Source organism: Bariatricus sp. HCP28S3_A7 (assembly GCF_052066375.1).
Taxonomy (GTDB): domain Bacteria; phylum Bacillota; class Clostridia; order Lachnospirales; family Lachnospiraceae; genus Allocoprococcus.
Genome location: NZ_JBQHSG010000003.1, coordinates 1 through 19057, shown reverse-complemented (window position 1 = coordinate 19057; position 19057 = coordinate 1). Strand labels below are relative to the sequence as shown.

General features: G+C 44.4%; 18 protein-coding genes. 2 read left to right on the top strand and 16 right to left on the bottom strand.

The window, feature by feature from the left end; translation table 11 throughout:
• Positions 1 to 31: 31 nt before the first annotated feature.
• Together ACTNA4_RS02640 and gpmI are read right to left on the bottom strand one after the other, a co-directional pair.
• Positions 32 to 1321 (bottom strand): aminotransferase, encoded by a 1290-nt coding sequence (locus ACTNA4_RS02640; RefSeq protein ID WP_427807046.1) that lies wholly within the window; start codon positions 1319 to 1321, stop codon positions 32 to 34.
• 274 nt (positions 1322 to 1595) lie between these two features.
• Positions 1596 to 3134 (bottom strand): 2,3-bisphosphoglycerate-independent phosphoglycerate mutase, encoded by a 1539-nt coding sequence (gene gpmI / locus ACTNA4_RS02635; protein WP_427807048.1) that lies wholly within the window; start codon positions 3132 to 3134, stop codon positions 1596 to 1598.
• 188 nt (positions 3135 to 3322) lie between these two features.
• Here gpmI and ACTNA4_RS02630 point away from each other — a divergent pair, with 188 nt between their 5' ends.
• Entirely contained in the window at positions 3323 to 3964 is a 642-nt protein-coding gene (locus tag ACTNA4_RS02630; RefSeq protein WP_427807049.1) for a flavin reductase, read from the top strand.
• A 92-nt stretch (positions 3965 to 4056) separates the two neighbouring features.
• On the opposite strand, the gene tpiA is transcribed toward ACTNA4_RS02630, so the two are convergent.
• From tpiA to ACTNA4_RS02590, 8 genes are all read right to left on the bottom strand, one after another.
• Positions 4057 to 4806: a triose-phosphate isomerase gene (gene tpiA, locus ACTNA4_RS02625; RefSeq protein WP_427807050.1), complete on the bottom strand. Its 750-nt coding sequence runs from the start codon at positions 4804 to 4806 to the stop codon at positions 4057 to 4059.
• Positions 4807 to 4818: 12 nt separating this feature from the next.
• Entirely contained in the window at positions 4819 to 6012 is a 1194-nt protein-coding gene (locus ACTNA4_RS02620; protein WP_427807051.1) for a phosphoglycerate kinase, read from the bottom strand.
• A 113-nt stretch (positions 6013 to 6125) separates the two neighbouring features.
• A complete protein-coding gene (gene gap / locus ACTNA4_RS02615) occupies positions 6126 to 7139 on the bottom strand; it encodes a type I glyceraldehyde-3-phosphate dehydrogenase (protein ID WP_427807053.1) in 1014 nt (337 codons plus the stop codon).
• Between the two features lie 161 nt (positions 7140 to 7300).
• A complete protein-coding gene (locus ACTNA4_RS02610) occupies positions 7301 to 8104 on the bottom strand; it encodes a histidinol-phosphatase HisJ family protein (protein ID WP_427807055.1) in 804 nt (267 codons plus the stop codon).
• A gap of 32 nt (positions 8105 to 8136) precedes the next feature.
• Positions 8137 to 9234, bottom strand: a complete 1098-nt coding sequence (mnmA, locus tag ACTNA4_RS02605) for a tRNA 2-thiouridine(34) synthase MnmA (RefSeq protein WP_427807056.1) — start codon at positions 9232 to 9234, stop codon at positions 8137 to 8139.
• Positions 9235 to 9263: 29 nt separating this feature from the next.
• On the bottom strand, positions 9264 to 9707 hold the full coding sequence (gene nifU, locus ACTNA4_RS02600; protein ID WP_427807057.1) for a Fe-S cluster assembly scaffold protein NifU: 444 nt from the start codon (positions 9705 to 9707) through the stop codon (positions 9264 to 9266).
• Between the two features lie 16 nt (positions 9708 to 9723).
• Positions 9724 to 10908 carry a cysteine desulfurase NifS gene (nifS, locus tag ACTNA4_RS02595; protein ID WP_427807058.1) on the bottom strand — a complete coding sequence of 395 codons (1185 nt, stop codon included), beginning with the start codon at positions 10906 to 10908 and terminating at the stop codon, positions 9724 to 9726.
• A 36-nt stretch (positions 10909 to 10944) separates the two neighbouring features.
• Complete coding sequence (locus tag ACTNA4_RS02590) at positions 10945 to 11406, bottom strand: RrF2 family transcriptional regulator (protein ID WP_441028418.1); 462 nt, start codon at positions 11404 to 11406, stop codon at positions 10945 to 10947.
• A gap of 148 nt (positions 11407 to 11554) precedes the next feature.
• Between ACTNA4_RS02590 and ACTNA4_RS02585 the strand changes: the two genes are divergently transcribed.
• Positions 11555 to 12877, top strand: a complete 1323-nt coding sequence (locus tag ACTNA4_RS02585) for a polysaccharide biosynthesis protein (protein ID WP_427819784.1) — start codon at positions 11555 to 11557, stop codon at positions 12875 to 12877.
• A gap of 15 nt (positions 12878 to 12892) precedes the next feature.
• Here the strand turns inward: ACTNA4_RS02585 and ACTNA4_RS02580 are convergent, their stop codons facing one another.
• From ACTNA4_RS02580 to ACTNA4_RS02555, 6 genes are all read right to left on the bottom strand, one after another.
• The gene (locus ACTNA4_RS02580) at positions 12893 to 13435 is read right to left on the bottom strand and encodes a stage II sporulation protein M (RefSeq protein ID WP_441028416.1); all 543 of its coding nucleotides are present in this window, start codon (positions 13433 to 13435) and stop codon (positions 12893 to 12895) included.
• Positions 13436 to 13508: 73 nt separating this feature from the next.
• Positions 13509 to 14051, bottom strand: a complete 543-nt coding sequence (locus ACTNA4_RS02575) for an NUDIX hydrolase (protein WP_427807062.1) — start codon at positions 14049 to 14051, stop codon at positions 13509 to 13511.
• Positions 14052 to 14185: 134 nt separating this feature from the next.
• A complete protein-coding gene (gene rny, locus ACTNA4_RS02570) occupies positions 14186 to 15730 on the bottom strand; it encodes a ribonuclease Y (RefSeq protein WP_427807063.1) in 1545 nt (514 codons plus the stop codon).
• A gap of 118 nt (positions 15731 to 15848) precedes the next feature.
• Positions 15849 to 16448 (bottom strand): regulatory protein RecX, encoded by a 600-nt coding sequence (locus ACTNA4_RS02565; protein ID WP_441028414.1) that lies wholly within the window; start codon positions 16446 to 16448, stop codon positions 15849 to 15851.
• 18 nt (positions 16449 to 16466) lie between these two features.
• Positions 16467 to 17489 (bottom strand): recombinase RecA, encoded by a 1023-nt coding sequence (recA, locus tag ACTNA4_RS02560; RefSeq protein ID WP_427807111.1) that lies wholly within the window; start codon positions 17487 to 17489, stop codon positions 16467 to 16469.
• Between the two features lie 452 nt (positions 17490 to 17941).
• A complete protein-coding gene (locus tag ACTNA4_RS02555; protein WP_427819781.1) occupies positions 17942 to 18742 on the bottom strand; it encodes an MBL fold metallo-hydrolase in 801 nt (266 codons plus the stop codon).
• Between the last annotated feature and the right edge of the window lie 315 nt (positions 18743 to 19057).

The window sequence follows — 19057 nt, the reverse complement described above, 5'->3', positions numbered from 1 at the left end:
TCTCAGACCTGCGCTTTTTTATATTTGTTATTTATTCCATTTCACTGAGCAGTTTATCGATACTTACCAGCTTCACGCTGAGAACGAAAACCTGTGCGGCAACTGCAAGCTCTTCAGGTGTCGGGAATGAAGGTGCGATACGGATATTGCTGTCTTTCGGATCCTTGCCATACGGGAAGGTTGCTCCCGCTCCCGTCATGATCAGTCCTGCTTCTTTCGCCTTAGCGACAATCGCTTTCGCACATCCTTCCATGGAATCAAAGGAAATAAAATATCCTCCACGTGGAGCGATCCAGGAACCGATCTCCAATCCTCCAAGCTCGGTTTCGAGAACATTCAGAACCGTTTCGAACTTCGGACGCAGAATATCTGCATGCTTCTTCATATGCTCTACCATTCCATGAATATCTTTGAAATAACGCACATGACGAAGCTGATTCAATTTGTCATGTCCGATCGTCTGAATGGACATCATCTGCCGGATCTCTTTCAGGTTATTATCAGATGCTGCGATTGCTGCGATACCGGAACCAGGGAAACTGATCTTGGAAGTGGAACCAAATTTATAAACCATATCCGGATGTCCTTCCTTTTTACATTCCATCAGAATCTCGATCAGATAGTCCTGTTTGTCTTCATATAAATGATGGATACCATACGCATTGTCCCAGAAAATACGGAAATCCTCGGCTGCCGGATTCAGTGTGGCAAAACGATGAACGGTCTCGTCTGAATAAGTGATTCCCTGTGGATTAGAGTATTTCGGCACACACCAGATTCCTTTTACACTTGGATCATTTTCTACATACTGAGCCACCAGATCCATATCCGGTCCGTCCTGTGTCATCGGGATATTGATCATCTCAATACCAAAATGCTCTGTAATCTTAAAATGGCGGTCATAACCCGGTACCGGACAGAGGAATTTTACCTTATCCAGCTTTGCCCATGGAGTACTGCCCATAATACCATGTGTCATCGCACGTGCCACGGTATCATACATCACATTCAGACTTGAATTTCCGAAAATAATGATGTTGTCTTTCGGTACTTCCATCATATCCGCAAACAGCTGCTTTGCTTCCTTAATACCATCTATCACACCATAATTTCGACAGTCAACGCCTTCTTCACATACCAGATCCGAATCACCGTTCAGCACATCCATCATTCCCATCGAAAGATCAAGCTGTGCCTTAGACGGTTTTCCTCTTGACATATCAAGCTTCAGACCTTTTCCCTTCACATCTTCAAATTCTACTTCCAGTTCTTTCTTAAGCTCCAGCAATTCTTCTCTACTCAAATCTTTATATGCAGTCATAGCAAATCCTCCATTTTATCGCACTGAATTTTATCTCACTGAATGATAGTATATCGAAAGAATGACGTTTCGTCAACCATTTCCTGCATTTTATTCAATTCAAAAACAGATTTTCGGCATTTTATAATGATAATTTGAAATTTTATATTTAGTTTTATTCATTTATTACTTCATCAGAATCGACAAACAGTGTAAAATGCAAAAAGGAGACGCATTTGATACGTCTCCCATTTTATTCTGCCCTGTTTAAACAACACTATACCTGCAGATATTTCTATTTTTTAATCAGCAGTGATTTTCCAGTCATTTCTTTTGGCTGTTCCATGCCCATCAGTTCGATCAGAGTCGGTGCGATATCGGCCAGACATCCGCCCTCTCTGAGTCCGTAACCTTCTGCATTGACCAGAATAAACGGAACCTGATTGGTTGTATGAGCGGTGAACGGTTCGCCGGTCTCCTCGTCGATCAGCTGTTCTGCATTTCCGTGGTCGGCACAGATGAACATCTGTCCGTTTACTTCTTTGATCGCGTCAACGGTCTTTCCTACGCATTCATCCACTGCTTCTACAGCCTTGATAGCAGCTGCTTCCACACCAGTATGTCCTACCATATCCGGGTTTGCAAAGTTGATGATGATAACATCATATTTATCGGATTTGATTGCTTCCACCAGTTTATCACATACTTCATAAGCGCTCATCTCCGGCTTCAGATCATAGGTCGCAACCTTTGGCGATTTCACAAGAATACGATCTTCGCCTTCATTTGGTTCTTCTACTCCTCCATTAAAGAAGAAGGTTACATGCGCATACTTTTCTGTTTCCGCGATTCTTGCCTGTGTCATATGATTTGCTGCCAGGAATTCGCCAAAGGTATTGGTGATCTCAGTCTTCACAAATGCCACGGATTTGTTCGGAATCGTAACATCATATTCTGTGAAACATACATACGTTGTCTTAATTCTCTCTCCGCGGTCGAATCCGGTAAATTCATCATCGCAGAATGTTCTGGTGATCTCTCTTGCACGGTCCGGACGGAAGTTAAAGAAAATCACAGAATCGCCGTTCTGGATTGTTGCGGTAGGTGCGCCATCTTTCAGAACAACCGTCGGCACAACGAACTCATCTGTCTCATCCTTATCATAGGATTGCTGAACGGCCTGCACCGGATCCTCTGCCGTAAGTCCTTCTCCTTTAACCAGTGCATTATAGGCTTTCTCTACACGGTCCCATCTGTTATCGCGGTCCATCGCATAGTAACGTCCCATCACAGAAGCGACTTCACCGACACCGATCTCAGCCATTTTATTCACCAGTTCCTGTACGTAGTCTTTTCCTGATGCCGGAGGTGTATCACGTCCGTCAAGGAAACAGTGAACATATACTTTTGAAAGACCCTGGCGTTTTGCCAGCTCAAGAAGTCCGTAAATATGGGTATTATGGCTGTGGACGCCGCCATCGGAAACCAGACCGAACATATGAAGCGCAGTTCCGTTCTCCTTCGCGTTCTGACATGCCTTTAAAAGCTCCGGATTCTCAAAGAAATCTCCATCCTGGATCGCTTTCGTGATCTTTGTAAGATCCTGGTAAACGATTCTTCCGGCTCCCATATTCAGGTGGCCTACTTCTGAATTACCCATCTGTCCGTCCGGAAGTCCTACAGCCAGTCCACTTGCGTTGCCTCGAACAAACGGACACTCTGCCATCAGTTTATCCATAACCGGTGTCTTTGCCTCTGCAACTGCATTACCGGTTGTTTTTTCATTTAATCCATAACCGTCCAAAATCATCAAAACCGTTGGTTTCTTACTCATCTGTTATACACTCCTTCATCAAATAGATTTAAAACGCTCTACCCTCGTATTTTACATGATTTTGCCTATACTTGCAATACATTGTGAATTATTTGACCATTTTTCAACAAACTCTTAATTGACAAATGTAAATAAAATGGTATAATTAATATCAGTAATAATTATCGTTTTTATCAAGGAGGTATTTCATGAATACGAAAATTTTCAGAAACATGTCATATGGCGTATACATCGTTGGAACGATGGACGGTGATCGCCCGACCGGATGCGTTGCAAACAGCGTGATGCAGATCACGTCTTCTCCGGCTACCATTGCTGCAAGTATCAACCATGACAACTACACAAACGAATGTATCGAAAAAGCAGGCGTCTTCTCTTTTTCTATCTTATCAGAAGCATCACCGGCCGAACTGATCGGAAAATTCGGTTTTCAGTCCGGAAAAGAGATTAACAAATTCGATGGGGTTGATTTCGAACTCGTATCCGGTGCTCCTGTTTTAAAGCAGACCTGTGGATATGTTGTCTGTAAGGTAGTAGATAAGATGGAAACTTCCACGCACACCGTATTCCTTGGCGAAGTGATCGCTGCCGAAGTATACGATACTTCTGTTCCGGAAATGACCTATTCTTATTATCATAAAGTAGTAAAAGGAAAGAGCCCGAAAAACGCACCAACCTATCTTCCGGAAGAAGAAGAAGCTCCAAAACAGGCTGTATCAAAATATGTCTGCCAGATCTGCGGCTACGTATATGAAGGGGATGAACTTCCGGCTGATTTCATCTGCCCGATTTGCAAGCAGGGAGCCGATAAATTCAAAAAAGTTGATTAATAATCTCACTAAAAAATCCCGCCTCCGGTTTATCGCCGGAGCGGGATTTTTATTATGTTCTTTAATAATATTCTTTAAGATGGATCGTTCTCTTATTTCCAGTTAACGATCTTTCCGAAATCCGGTTTCAGAGCTGCGCCGCCTACTAAGCCGCCGTCAATATCCGGCTGAGCAAATAATTCCGGTGCAGTAGCAGCATTTACAGATCCGCCGTACTGAATACGGATTGCTTCTGCTGTCGCTTCATCATAGATCTCAGCGATGCATTCACGGATTGCCTTGCAAACTTCCTGTGCCTGCTCTGTCGTAGCAGTCTTGCCGGTTCCGATCGCCCAGATCGGTTCATAAGCGATTACGGCTGTCTTTGCCTGATCCGCAGTAACATTCAGGAATCCAACTTTAACCTGCTGGCGGATGAAATCCATTGTTACACCCTGTTCTCTCTGTTCCAGAGTCTCTCCACAGCACATGATCGGTGTAATTCCATGTTCAAATGCCTTCAGCATTTTCTTATTAACGGTCTCATTCGTCTCTGCAAAATATTCTCTTCTCTCAGAATGTCCGAGAACCACATATTTAACTCCTACATCTGTAAGCATTGCCGGAGAGATTTCTCCTGTATATGCACCTTTCTCTTCAAAGTACATATTCTCAGCACCTACCTGGATGTTGCTTCCTTTAGCAGCTTCCATAACAGGAATGATGTCGATAGCAGGTACACAGAATACAACATCTGCGTCTTCTGTTGCTACCAGTGGTTTTAATGTATTTACCAGTTCAACTGCTTCAGACGGAGTCATGTTCATCTTCCAGTTTCCGGCAATGATTTTCTTTCTAGCCATTTTATGTTCCTCCTATTTATCGTTCGCTGCAGCTACGCCCGGAAGTTCTTTTCCTTCAAGGAATTCAAGAGAAGCTCCGCCACCTGTTGAAATATGAGTCATCTTGTCACCATATCCAAGCTGGTTAACAGCTGCTGCGCTGTCGCCGCCACCAATGATCGTAACAGCATCTGTCTCAGCTAAAGCTTTCGCTACAGCTTCTGTTCCTGCAGCAAACTTCGGCATTTCGAATGCTCCCATCGGTCCGTTCCATACAACCGTCTTAGCTTCTTTAACAGCTTCTGCATATAATTTAGCAGTTTCCGGTCCGATATCAAGACCTTCCCATCCATCCGGGATCTCGCCGCGTCCAACGATCTTGGTGTTTGCATCGTTAGAGAAGTCGTCCGCAATCACATTATCAACCGGAAGTAATAACTTAACGCCCTTTTCTTCTGCTTTCTTGATCATATTCAGAGCATATTCACAATAATCTTCTTCCAGAAGAGAATTACCAACAGATCCGCCCTGAGCTTTGCTGAATGTGTAAGACATACCACCACCGATAATCAGTGTATCAACTTTTTCAAGCAGGTTCTCAATTACAGAGATCTTGCTTGAAACTTTTGCTCCGCCAAGAATAGCAACAAACGGTCTTTCCGGATTGTTGACTGCGTTTCCAAGGAAATCGATTTCTTTCTGCATTAAGTATCCTACAACTGCTGTATCAACAAACTGAGTAACACCTACGTTAGAGCAGTGTGCACGATGAGCAGTACCAAATGCATCGTTTACAAATACATCACAAAGAGAAGCGAGTTCTTTGGAGAATGCTTCGCCGTTCTTTGTCTCTTCAATTCTGTAACGTGTATTTTCAAGAAGGATCACATCGCCGTCTTTCATAGCTTCTACTGCAGCTCTCGCGTTCGGTCCTACTACTTCTGGATCTGCAGCGAATTTTACTTCCTGTCCAAGAAGTTCAGAAAGTCTTACAGCTACCGGCGCAAGAGATAATTCCGGTTTCGGTTCTCCCTTCGGTTTTCCAAGATGAGAGCAAAGAATGATCTTTCCGCCGTCAGCGATCAATTTCTTGATGGTCGGAAGTGCTGCGACAAGACGGTTCTCGTCTGTGATCTTTCCATCGATGAGCGGTACGTTAAAATCGCATCTTACAAGGACTCTTTTGCCCTTAACATTAATGTCATCTACTGATTTTTTGTTAAGCATGTCATATGCCTCCTTAATTTCTTAAAAAATAAGGTCCGGTCCCAAATAAGACCGGACCCTTTGTGAGTCTATTCTGGAAATAATCCGTCAGATTCAATTGCCAAACATCCGGCTTACAGTAATGTTCCGAAGTGTTTGATTGTTCTTACCATCTGGCTTGTGTAAGAATTTTCATTGTCATACCAAGAAACAACCTGAACTTCTGTAGTTCCGTTGTCAAGCGGCATAGCCATTGTCTGTGTAGCATCGAATAATGAACCATATGTCATACCAACGATATCGCTTGAAACGATTTCATCTGTATTGTATCCGAAAGATTCGTTAGAAGCTGCTTTCATAGCTGCATTGATCTGATCTACAGTTACATTTCCTTCAACAACTGCTGTAAGGATTGTAGTAGAACCTGTCGGGGTCGGAACACGCTGAGCAGATCCGATTAATTTTCCATTTAATTCAGGAATTACTAAACCAATAGCTTTAGCTGCTCCTGTGCTGTTTGGAACGATGTTGCATGCTGCTGCACGAGATCTTCTGAGATCGCCTTTTCTCTGCGGTCCGTCAAGAGTCATCTGATCACCTGTGTAAGCATGGATTGTACACATGATACCAGATTTGATCGGTGCAAGATCGTTCAATGCCTTAGCCATCGGTGCCAGACAGTTTGTTGTACAAGAAGCTGCTGAAATGATATGATCATCTTTTGTAATCTTTTCATGGTTTACATTGTAAACGATAGTCGGAAGGTCATTTCCTGCCGGAGCTGAGATGATAACATTCTTAGCACCTGCTGTGATATGTGCTTCTGCTTTTGCTTTAGATGTGTAGAATCCTGTACATTCAAGAACTACATCTACATCAAGTTCTCCCCATGGAAGGTTTTCAGCTTTAGCTTCAGCGTAGATTTTGATTTCTTTTCCATCAACAGTGATAGAATCTTCGCCAGCTGTTACAGTATCAGCTAATGCGTATTTTCCCTGAGTAGAATCGTATTTTAATAAGTGAGCTAACATTTTAGGAGATGTCAGGTCGTTGATTGCAACGATCTCATATCCTTCTGCTCCGAACATTTGTCTGAACGCAAGACGTCCGATACGTCCAAATCCATTGATTGCTACTTTTACTGCCATGATTTAGTCCTCCTAAAGTTTAATTGTATTACTGTTTGTTACAGCTACAGAAATGATAAATGATTAACATTGTTAAAGATTCATCAACTATGTTTTATTGTACTAAATCCCGAACAAAAATTCAAGTGTCTTTTGCATTTTTGTGGGCTGTTTTCCATTTTTTATTTAATTCTCCTGAAAACCGGCTCCCTATTTTTAAACTCTGCATAATATCGAAATCCGCAGTCTTCGAGGATCCCGGAAACCTTGTCAAATCCATAAGCGATATGCTCTTCCCTGTGGGCATCTGAGCCGATCGTCACGATCTCGCCTCCCAGTTCCCGGTAACGTTTCAGGATATCCGGATGTGGATGTGCAAAGGGAAGACCATACTTAAGTCCAGCCGTATTCAATTCAAGCCCCTTTCCATGTTCGATCAGAAAACGCAGGATTTCGTCGATCTGATCCGAGAATGCCTGGTAGGAATACTCTTCTTCTCTATGTGTACCGTAGCGCACGGAGTAATCCAGGTGCCCCAGCGCATCAAAATCCGGACAACAGCTGATATCGGTCAGCGTCTCATCCAGCACTTCCCGATATGCTTCCCTATCCGTCCGCCCATCAAAGAAGTCTCTGTAATATGGATCCTTTCCCCGAATCACATGTACGGATCCGATCACATAATCAAAAGAATATCCTTTCAGGAAAGAGTGAATTCTTTCCGGGAGATGCGGCTGAAGTCCGATTTCCACACCGATTCGCAGATCGATCTGATCCTTATATTTTTCCCGAAGCTCTGAAAATGTGCGGAAATATTCTTCTCTGCCAAATATAAATTCGATTCCTTCACAGACATAGTCCATATCTTCATGGTCTGTGATGCAGATACTTTCGAGTCCTTTCGATATGGACGCAAGAATCATGCTCTCCGGGTCTGCTTCGGAATCCCCCGAAAAGCGTGTATGCATATGTGAGTCGCTGCACATTTTTCTCCTTTCCGGAACGATGCCGTCTTGTACTACAGGGATGTGTTTCTGTCTGTAATGATCGTTCCGCCTCCCAGCACGTAATCTCCGTCATAAAGAACCAATGCCTGCCCCGGCGTCACCGCCCTTACCGGTTCGTCAAATGTGCAAAGGATTTCATCTTCACCCGTTCTTTTGACCGTACACGGTGCACCTTTATGATTGTATCGTATTTTGCCAAATGCACGCATCTCGCCTTCGATATCTTCAACTGCCATAAAGTTCAGACGATTTGCCTTCACGAACCGTGTCATGGATTCTTCATTCGTTCCTATTACGACTTCGTTCGTTTCCGGTCGAATCTCCAGAACAAATGCGGGGTGTCCGAGAGAGAGGCCCAGGCCCTTGCGCTGTCCGACGGTATAATGTGTAATTCCTTTATGTCTTCCAAGGATTTTCCCGTCGGTACTGACAAAATTCCCCTCGGGTACTTCTTTTTTGCTTTCTCTTCGGATAAATTCCGCGTAATCCCCGTCCGGTACAAAGCAGATATCCTGACTGTCCGGTTTACTGGCCACTTTGAGATGGATCTTCTCTGCAATAGCACGGATCTCTTCCTTGGAATACTCTCCCACCGGCATCAGAGTCCGTTTCAGCTGATCCTGTGTCAGATTGTAAAGTGCATATGTCTGGTCCTTCATTCTGGTTGCCGAATGCTTAATCGCATATCTTCCGTTTGGAAGTACATCGATTCTTGCGTAATGCCCTGTCGCAATATAATCAGCACCGATTTCCATACTTCGCGTAAGAAGTGCTTCCCATTTCACATACCGGTTGCACGCAATACACGGATTCGGAGTCCGTCCGTTCAGATACTCATCCATAAAATAGTCAATGACATATTTCTGAAATTCTTTCTTAAAATTCATCACATAGTACGGAATATCCAGTGCGGCAGCTACCCGGCGCGCGTCTTCCACTGCACTGAGGCCACAGCATCCACCGTTTTCCTCCTGCACCGTTTCTTCTTCATCCTGCCAGATCTGCATTGTGACACCGATCACATCATATCCCTGTTCCTTTAGCAGGTAGGCAGCAACGGAAGAATCCACACCGCCGGACATTCCAACAACAACTTTCTTTTTCTCCATTCTTCTTCTCCGCGGCAAAGTCTAGTATACTAGTACTCTTCTTCCTCGTCCTCTTCTCCTTCATGAATATCGGACTTCGGTTTTTCAAGTCCTTCGATCTTAATTCCATTCTTCTGCGCATAATCCCAGAGTGCTGCATGAATTGCTTCTTCCGCCAGAAGAGAACAATGTACCTTTACCGGCGGGAGACCGTCAAGTGCTTCCATAACGGCTTTATTCGTGATCTGCATTGCCTCCTGAATATTCTTGCCTTTCACAAGCTCCGTCGCCATACTACTGGTCGCAACGGCAGCTCCGCACCCGAAAGTCTTGAATTTAACATCCCTGATGATACCGTTATCGTCAATATCAAGATAAATTCTCATGATATCTCCACATTTCGCATTACCTACTGTTCCCACTCCACTGGCATTTTCAATCTCACCCATATTTCTCGGGTGCTGAAAATGATCCATTACTTTTTCTGAATACATCTATATTTACCTCCTGTTATTTCTCCTGTTTTTTCATAAAGTCTTCATAAAGCGGTGACATATTTCTCAGATCACTTACGATCGTTTTCAATTGTTCTACGACATAGTCGATCTCTTCTCTGGTGATCTCTTCATTCAGTGTCAGCCGCAGCGATCCATGCGCGATCTCGTGTGGAAGTCCGATCGCCATCAGCACATGGGACGGATCCAGAGATCCCGAAGTGCAGGCAGAACCGCTTGACCCACAGATACCTGCCATATCCAGACGGATCAGAAGGGATTCCCCTTCGATAAACCGGAAACTGAAGTTTGCATTATTCGGAAGCCTCTTTTCCGGGTGTCCGTTCAGCTTTGTATACGGGATTTCATCAAGCACCCGGCTGATCAGATAGTCACGCATTTCAATCTCTTTCTTTGCACGTTCCTCCATGGTAGCCGCTGCCCTTGCTGCTGCTGTTCCAAGCCCGATAATTCCCGGTACATTTTCCGTTCCGGCACGGCGCTTTCTCTCCTGTGCGCCGCCATGAATAAAGGAGCGGATCTTAACACCCTTGCGGATATAAAGGAACCCGATTCCTTTCGGTCCGTTCAGCTTATGACCGCTGGCACTCAGCATATCGATCTGACACTCATTTACATCGATCGGTACCTGTCCAAATGCCTGAACTGCATCCGTATGGAACAGCACACCATGCTTTTTCGCGATGGCACCGATCTCTTTGATCGGTTCGATGGTACCGATCTCATTGTTGGCGAACATAACGGAAATCAGGATCGTATCCGGGCGAATCGCCGCTTCCAGCTCATCCAACTTCACAAGTCCGTTCTCATCCACATCCAGATACGTCACTTCATAGCCGCGTTTCTGGAGATATTCCCCGGTATGAAGAATCGCATGATGCTCAATCTTCGTCGTGATAATATGCTTTCCTTTCTCTGCATACGCTTCCGCCGTTGCCTTCAGTGCCCAGTTGTCGGATTCCGATCCGCCTGCCGTAAAATAGATCTCATTGGGAGCAGCTCCGAGCATCTCTGCAATGCGTTCTCTCTGCTCATTGATCTTCTCTTTGTTACCGGATGCAAAGCTGTACACACTTGAGGGATTGCCGTAATACTCTGTAAAATAAGGCAGCATCGCCTCCACTACCTCCGGGGCTGTCTTTGTAGTTGCAGCATTATCCAAATATATGACTTTATTCATAAGTTCTTCCTCCTTCTTGTCTGTATATTTCATCTTTTACATTCTATATTTTTTTTGATTTTCTTCTTTTTGATTCGTTTCTTTCTGGTTCGTTTCTTTTATGAGAGTATCGATCATAATGCCGTCTACTGTAGCAGTTACACTCTCATTGACTTTCTGCCAGACGTGTTTCGCAACACAACGGTCTTTGACGGTACAGGTCTCTTCCGGGTGAAATGCTGCACACGTTACCGGCTCAACACTTCCTTCCAATGCCCGAAGCACATCTCCAACCGATATTTCCGATGCCTTTCTGGCCAGTATGTAACCGCCTCCGGCTCCTCTTACACTTTTGACCAGACCTGCCTTCTTCATCTTGGCCATCAGTTGTTCCAGATATCGTTCGGAAATATCCTGTCGTTCGGAAATGCTGCTGATCGACACCGGCCCCACCCCTTCATATTCTGCCAGATCTATAAATGCACGCAGTCCATATCTTCCTTTTGTGGATAGTTTCACGCCATCACCTTCTATTCATTACCAGTATATCCTGTTTTATTCCTAGTTTTTTGCTAGGATTAATTCATAAAGAGAATATCACTATACAGATGTTCTGTCAAGTCACTTTTCCGAATAAGCTTTAACAAATATCCTTCTAGGAGTCATTATGTCCAGGAAGCAAACCATTATCAGAGGAACTTTTATATTAACCTTTACAGGATTACTTACAAGAGTGATTGGATTCTTTTATAGGATTTTCCTGAGCCGAACCTTTCAGGCCGAAGGAGTAGGCCTGTATCAGCTTATTTTTCCGGTCTACGCCCTATGCTTTTCTCTCACCTCCGCAGGGATTCAGACTGCGCTTTCGCGCATTGTTGCCAAGTACAAGGCTCTGAATCAGGAGAAAACCTGCCAAAATGCTTTGAAAACCGCACTGTTTCTCAGTATGATTCTCTCTTTTGCTGCACTGATTGTCGTTCAAAAGCGCGCAGAACCGATTGCTTCTACCATATTACAGGAACCGCGATGCGCAGAACTGCTAACCTCCATGTCCCTTGCTTTTCCCTTTGCTGCAATCCACAGCTGTATTTGTGGATATTATCTTGGAATGAAAAAAACAGAAGTACCAGCCGTGTCCCAGCTTCTGGAGCAGCTGTTCAGAGTACTTTCCGTTGTTTTTTTGTGTCAGATCGGCCTGCATTTTTTCATGGGAACCCCTGTTACCATCGCAGTACTGGGCATGGTCTGCGGAGAAATAGTCTCAGCAATTTACAGCATCTTTATGCTGCACGAAACTCTGTTTTCTCCGTCCGGGAAACTTCAGGATTTTCTTATACCGGCAAGGGAACTGCTTCACCTTTCTATTCCCTTGACGGCAAACCGGGTGTTACTCAATCTTCTTCAGAGTGCGGAAGCAATCCTGATTCCGTTGCGTCTTCAAATGTATGGACTGACTTTATCCGACTCCTTAAGTACATACGGGGTTCTGACCGGTATGGCGCTCCCCTGCATCCTGTTTCCATCTGCGATCACAAATTCCGTCTCCACCATGCTTCTTCCGACAGTCGCGGAGCTCCAGGTCTCTGATTTGCGAGATAATCTGCCCAAATTGATACGAAAGGTTGTCTTCTGCTGTTTTTCTCTTGGTTTTCTCTGCATGGCCGGGTTCTTCGTTCTCGGAAATATTATGGGAAATCTTATTTTCCACAACAGCGAGGCCGGCAATTTCATTATAACACTGGCTTTTATTTGTCCGTTCTTATATACCAACACAGCATTAATCAGTATATTGAACGGTCTCGGCAAAACATCGTTCACATTTCTTACCAACACAGCCGGACTCTTGATGCGAATCTGCAGCGTGTATTTTCTGATCCCCAAATATGGGATCCTCGCATATCTGCACGGGCTTCTTGCCAGCCAGTTTCTCATATCTGCACTTTCTCTTTACGGACTTCTCCATTATGGCAAGCGAAAAGAGTCTGACTAGCCAAGCCAGACTCTTTTAACAGATCAATTTCAGAAACCATTTTACGATTCCCGGATTCAGATACGCTTCTGTCATGATCCCTGCCAGAATCATGATGGCCACAAATCCTGTTTTTCCCGCATTCCACTCTGACTGTGGATAATGATACAAATACCACAGAATCACTATGTAGGCCAGGCTGTAAAAAAAGAAATGTGGTAACATTCCGGCTATACACAGAAGTATACCCCGGGCACCAAGACGGAGCACAGACGCAGCAGCTACGATTCCTGCCGAAAAGCCTGTCCAGAGCAATGTTCCGATCGCCGCTGTTTTCTTAAACTTTGTACCCCCCGCAAGTCCCAGGAACACTGCAGGCAACATCCTGTATCGCAACAAATACGGGAAATACTCTCCTATATCAATCTCCGACTGTGCATACTGGGTAAAAAATGATTCATGAAACACTCCTGTTACTGTACTAAAACTGTCCGCAGCGAGATTGGCATAGACGATTCCCAAGAGGAACCCGGACACGAAAACAAGCACCAGCTGCTGCTTACTTTGATGAAGCTGCACTCCCATGGCCTCCCTTTTTTCAAGATATTCCATTATATGTCGGGTTTTCCTCGCTGATTCACATTTTACTCACTTATTTCCGATTATACTTTGCATCGTAAGCCAGAATAGAGGCCACTGTTTTAGAGTCTTCAATCTCACCGTCAAATATCATCTGTTTCAGTTCTTCTACTGTATGTAATTCCACATTGACGAATTCATTCGGATCCAGATGCTGTTTCGATGGTACAAGATTTTTTGCCACATATACTTCAATCCGCTCATTGCAGAATGCAACGGTTGTTCTTAATGTAATCAGCCATTCCAGGTTCTCTGACCGGTATCCTGTCTCCTCCTCCAATTCTCTTGCCGAACAGTTGATTCCCGGCTCTTCCGGATCATCCAGTGCCCCTGCCGGGATCTCCAGTGTAAACCGTTCCAGAGCATTCCGATACTGACGAACCATAATAATACGCCCGTCATCCGTTACAGGCACTACTGCAGCTGCTCCCCGGTGATGAATATAATCCCACTCCTCTGTATTTCCATTGGAAAACTGCATATAGTCACGATAAACATCTACGATCGCGCCCTGATACATTCGTATTCGTTTCACTCTGGTCATTTCTTTTTCCATATGATCCATCCCTCTTTTCCCGTATTATCATAACTCAATCCCACCACATCATGCAGGATTACTCTGAGCCCATTCTATCCAGCAAAAAACAGCTATCCCGAAGGTACCCCTTCTGAATAGCTGTTATTTCCTGCTTATTTTGCGTAATCCGTAACTCTTGATTCGCGAATTACGTTTACTTTTATCTGTCCCGGATATTCCAATTCGAATTCAATCTGTTTTGAAATATCTCTTGCCAGCAATACCATATCGTCATCAGATACTTGTTCTGGAACTACCATTACACGAATCTCTCTACCTGCTTGAATTGCAAAAGATTTATCAACGCCCTTAAACTGGTTCGTGATATCTTCTAACTGTTTTAATCTGTTTGTATATGTTTCCAATGTTTCTCTTCTCGCACCCGGTCTTGCCGCAGAGATCGTGTCTGCCGCCTGAACGATGCATGCAATCAGAGTCTCTGGTTCTACATCACCGTGATGCGCTTCTACTGCATTGATAATTGTAGGTGATTCTTTATACTTTCTACATAAATCCACACCAATCTGAATGTGTGAGCCCTCTACATCATGATCAATTGATTTACCAATGTCATGTAAAAGTCCGGCTCTCTTAGCCAAACGGACATCAAGTCCGATCTCACCTGCGAGAAGTCCGGAAAGTTGTGCTACTTCAATAGAATGCTTGAGTGCATTCTGTCCATAGCTTGTTCTGAACTTCATTCGTCCAAGAAGTCGAATCAGTTCCGGATGAATACCATGTACACCAACTTCCAGCGCTGCTGCTTCACCTTCCTCGCGGATCATTGTATCCACTTCTTTTTGTGCTTTTTCTACCATTTCTTCGATTCTCGCCGGATGAATTCGTCCGTCAACAATCAAACGCTCCAGGGCAATTCTTGCCACTTCTCTGCGGATCGGGTCAAATCCGGATAAAACAACCGCTTCCGGAGTATCGTCAATAATTAACTCCACACCGGTCAATGTTTCGAGGGTACGGATATTCCGACCTTCACGTCCGATAATTCTTCCCTTCATCTCATCACTCGGAAGCTGTACTACAGAAATTGTAGTTTCAGCAACATGATCTGCAGCACATCTCTGAATCGCCGTCACGACGCATTCCTTCGCTTTCTTATCAGCCTCTTCCTTCGCCTGATTCTCCAGCTCTTTAATCATTTTCGCAGTGTCATGTTTCACATCATCTTCAACAGTTTTCAACAGATAATCTTTTGCCTGTTCGGAGGTAAGTCCTGAGATTCTTTCTAGTTCCTGTACTCTTTGTTTGCTAAGTTCTTCTACCTTTGCTTCGCGCTGCTTAATCGCTTCTTCTCTCGAAGTAAATGCCGCTTCCCTGCGTTCCATTGCTTCCGAACGCTTGTCAACGGATTCCTCTTTAGAAAGGACTCGCTTCTCATAACGTTGTAACTCTGCCCGACGTTCTTTGGTTTCCTTCTCGAGTTCGTTCTTCGTTCTGATCGATTCCTCTTTTACTTCCAAGAGAGCTTCCTTCTTTTTTGCTTCTGCCGTCTTCAATGCATCATCTATGATTTCTCTTGCTTTTGTATCAGCATTTCCGATTTTAGAATCCGCGTCACTTTTTAACTTCGACACGGTAGCAAAATAAGTAATCGGCACCGCCACAATAAGTGTGACAACCACAGCAATAATTATACTCATTATTGGCACAGGAGCACCTCCTTATTTAGTTTTCATTGTACAAATACAACACTTAAATTCTATACTGTTTTCACAAATATGTCAAGCATTCCGTGCCAAAACTTGTATCACTTGACGATTAGGGCTCAAACGCCTTTTTTATGTCCGTATAGCGAAAGCCTTTGCGTGCCAGACTGGCATATGCTTTCTGCAAGCTGACAGGATCCATCTCTTCCGGATTCCAGTGCTTTTTATGCATGATCTCCCGAATTGCCTCCCGATCCGAATGCTCTGCATAAACTTCTTCCAGAACCTTGTCAACGAGTTCTCCGGACACGTTCTTCTGTGCAAGAAGTGCCTCGATCTCACGGCGGCTCTTCTTGCCCTTCCTGCTCTCAGTGAAATTTCGGACATAGTTCTCGTCATTTATGTATCCAAAAGACTTCACATACGCAATCGCCGCTTCCGTCACGTCCTCCGGATATCCGTTCTGTCTGAGCTTCTGCCTGAGCTGCTCCTCCGTTCTCGCCATATCCGTCAACAAATGCATGGCTCTCAGCTTTGCCCGTTTCAGAAGTACTTCCTCTTTCAGTCTGCTCCAGATCTCATCCGTAATTTCGCTGCCTTTCTCAAGGCCATAACTCTTCAGATCCGTTTTATAGAGCATACATACATATTCTCCATCTAAATACATCCTGAATTTTGTCTTTGTGACCGACTCTATTTCCGTAATAATCATGCATTCTCACCTGCCGAATCACTCTTCCTGTGTCTCCGGGGCACCCTCGCCAAGTCCGTAATGCTCTCTGACCTTTTCTTCTACTTCTTCCATAATCTCCGGATGAGAAGCAAGATAAGTCTTTGCATTTTCCCTGCCCTGTCCGATCTTCTCTCCGTTATATGCATACCATGCACCGCTCTTATTGATCACATCCACGTTTGCGGCAAGATCAAGGATATCTCCTTCTCTGGAAATTCCTTTTCCGAACATGATATCAAACTCCGCTTCTTTGAACGGCGGCGCGATCTTATTCTTCACAATCTTGACACGGACACGGTTTCCTACCATCTCACCGCCCTGCTTCAGAGTCTCGATCCTTCTTACATCCATACGCACAGAAGCATAGAACTTCAGAGCTCTACCTCCCGTAGTGGTCTCCGGATTACCGAACATCACACCGACCTTCTCACGAAGCTGGTTGATGAAGATCACTACACAGTTCGACTTACTGATTACCGGCGTCAGTTTTCTGAGTGCCTGGGACATCAGACGCGCCTGAAGCCCGACATGACTGTCTCCCATGTCACCTTCGATCTCCTGTTTCGGTACAAGTGCAGCTACGGAGTCCACAACAATGATATCGATCGCTCCGGAGCGCACCATCGTCTCCGTGATCTCCAGTGCCTGGTCACCGCTGTCCGGCTGGGAAATATATAATTCATCAATATCCACACCGATATTCTTCGCATACACAGGATCCAGCGCGTGCTCCGCATCAATGAATCCTGCAATTCCTCCGCGCTTCTGGACTTCGGCGATCATATGAAGTGCGACCGTCGTCTTACCACTGGACTCCGGTCCGTAGATCTCCACGATACGTCCCTTCGGTACGCCGCCCATTCCGAGCGCAATATCGAGACTCAGGGATCCTGTCGGTACAGTCTCCACCTGAACCTGTGCGGCCGGATCCCCCAGCTTCATCACAGTTCCTTTTCCAAAATCCTTCTCCAGTTTTGCAATCGCTGCATCCAGCGCTTTCTTTTTATTCTCATCACTCATTGCTGCCATAATTCAAATTCTCCTTTATCTTTACTGAATTTTCTCATCAAAGTTTACTTTTGGAATTCCGACTCTATCGAACGAATGTTTGTCGTAAATCAATAATAGTACATACGTTCTGTTTTGTCAAGCAGTTTTGTTCTTATTATGACGAATGATCTATTGCAGAACCGAACCACAATGCCATCGTCATCTCTCTGAAAATGTGCCACTCAAAAATGGTCCACCGAACCATTTTCTCATATGCATGGCAACTGAAAACGGAAAGGATCAAAATACTCTGATCCTTACCTCCTTGAATGATACCATACCAAAATCTTCTTTACAAGCAATTTCACGGATCCTGTTGCGATAAAAAGCTGTACCAGAAAGAAGCAACACTTCAGCCGCAGAGCCAAAGTGTTGCTTCCAAATCAAATATAAGAAATCATTCTATCCAAAGATTTCCCGCACTATATTTCAAACCATTCCATATCCTCCGGAACATACAGATTTCCGTGATAATACGCTTTTCCCTCAGCCGTATACAATTCCTTCCTGTTCTTCAGATGGTCTTCCTCAGTGTGATACAAAATCAAATTTGCCACGCCCAGCCGTTCGGCAAGTTCACATGCTTCCCGCACCGTGCTATGGTGTTTCTCGTAAGGTTTGTATCGATCGGCCTCGCTATATAGGCAGAATGCCTCATGCATCAGCCAGTCGCTGTCCTTTACATACTCGTATTCGCATGGGTTATAGGGTTCGTCTCCGCAGCAGGAGAGCTTTGTGCCGCCGGGTAGGATCATGGAGAATCCGTACTGTTTCGCTTTCGTCGACTGGATATCAAAGAAGGTGACCGGACAATCCATGATCATCTTCCGGTCCCCGTTTTCCAGAGGAATCATCTGAATCCTTTCTCCGATATGCTTTGTCACCTTCTTCTGAATAGTGAGCTCCGCGATCGTCACCACCTTATTTACCAGATCCGAATGGCAGTAGATTCTGAGATCACCCTCATATTTTCCCTGATTCATCTTCTGTCCAATCATACGGATCAGCCAGATAACGCCAAGAATATGATCAAGATGTTCGTGAGTCAGGAAAATATCGTGGATTTCTTCCAACGGTACCTGTGCGTCCTTCAGCGCTTTTAAGATGCGGTTTCCACCGCCACCGTCTACCAGAAAGTGCCTGTGATTATCTGACAATACGAAACAGGTGTTAAAATATTCCGTCACCGCTGCATTTCCAGTCCCTAACACCGTAAGTTTCATGGTTATTCCTCCTCTTGTACTTCGGTAGTGTCAAAAACTACCTGTTTTTTTGTCCCAAAATTCAATAAAAACCTTGATTTTATGGGAGAATGCAAATAAAAAGAGCATTGACCTCCCTTTTTCTGGTATAATGTCCTCGACCAAAATTCCAAAACACCAAAGGAGACAATGCTCATGGACATTATACAATACTTACTTTCTGTTATTCAATATCTTTATCAGCAGAATTGCTGGCTGATTACTTTTATCTGCAAATATATTCCACTGAAACAGTGGGCTTTTGACGATTCTCACTCTCCAAAGTACCAGAAACTC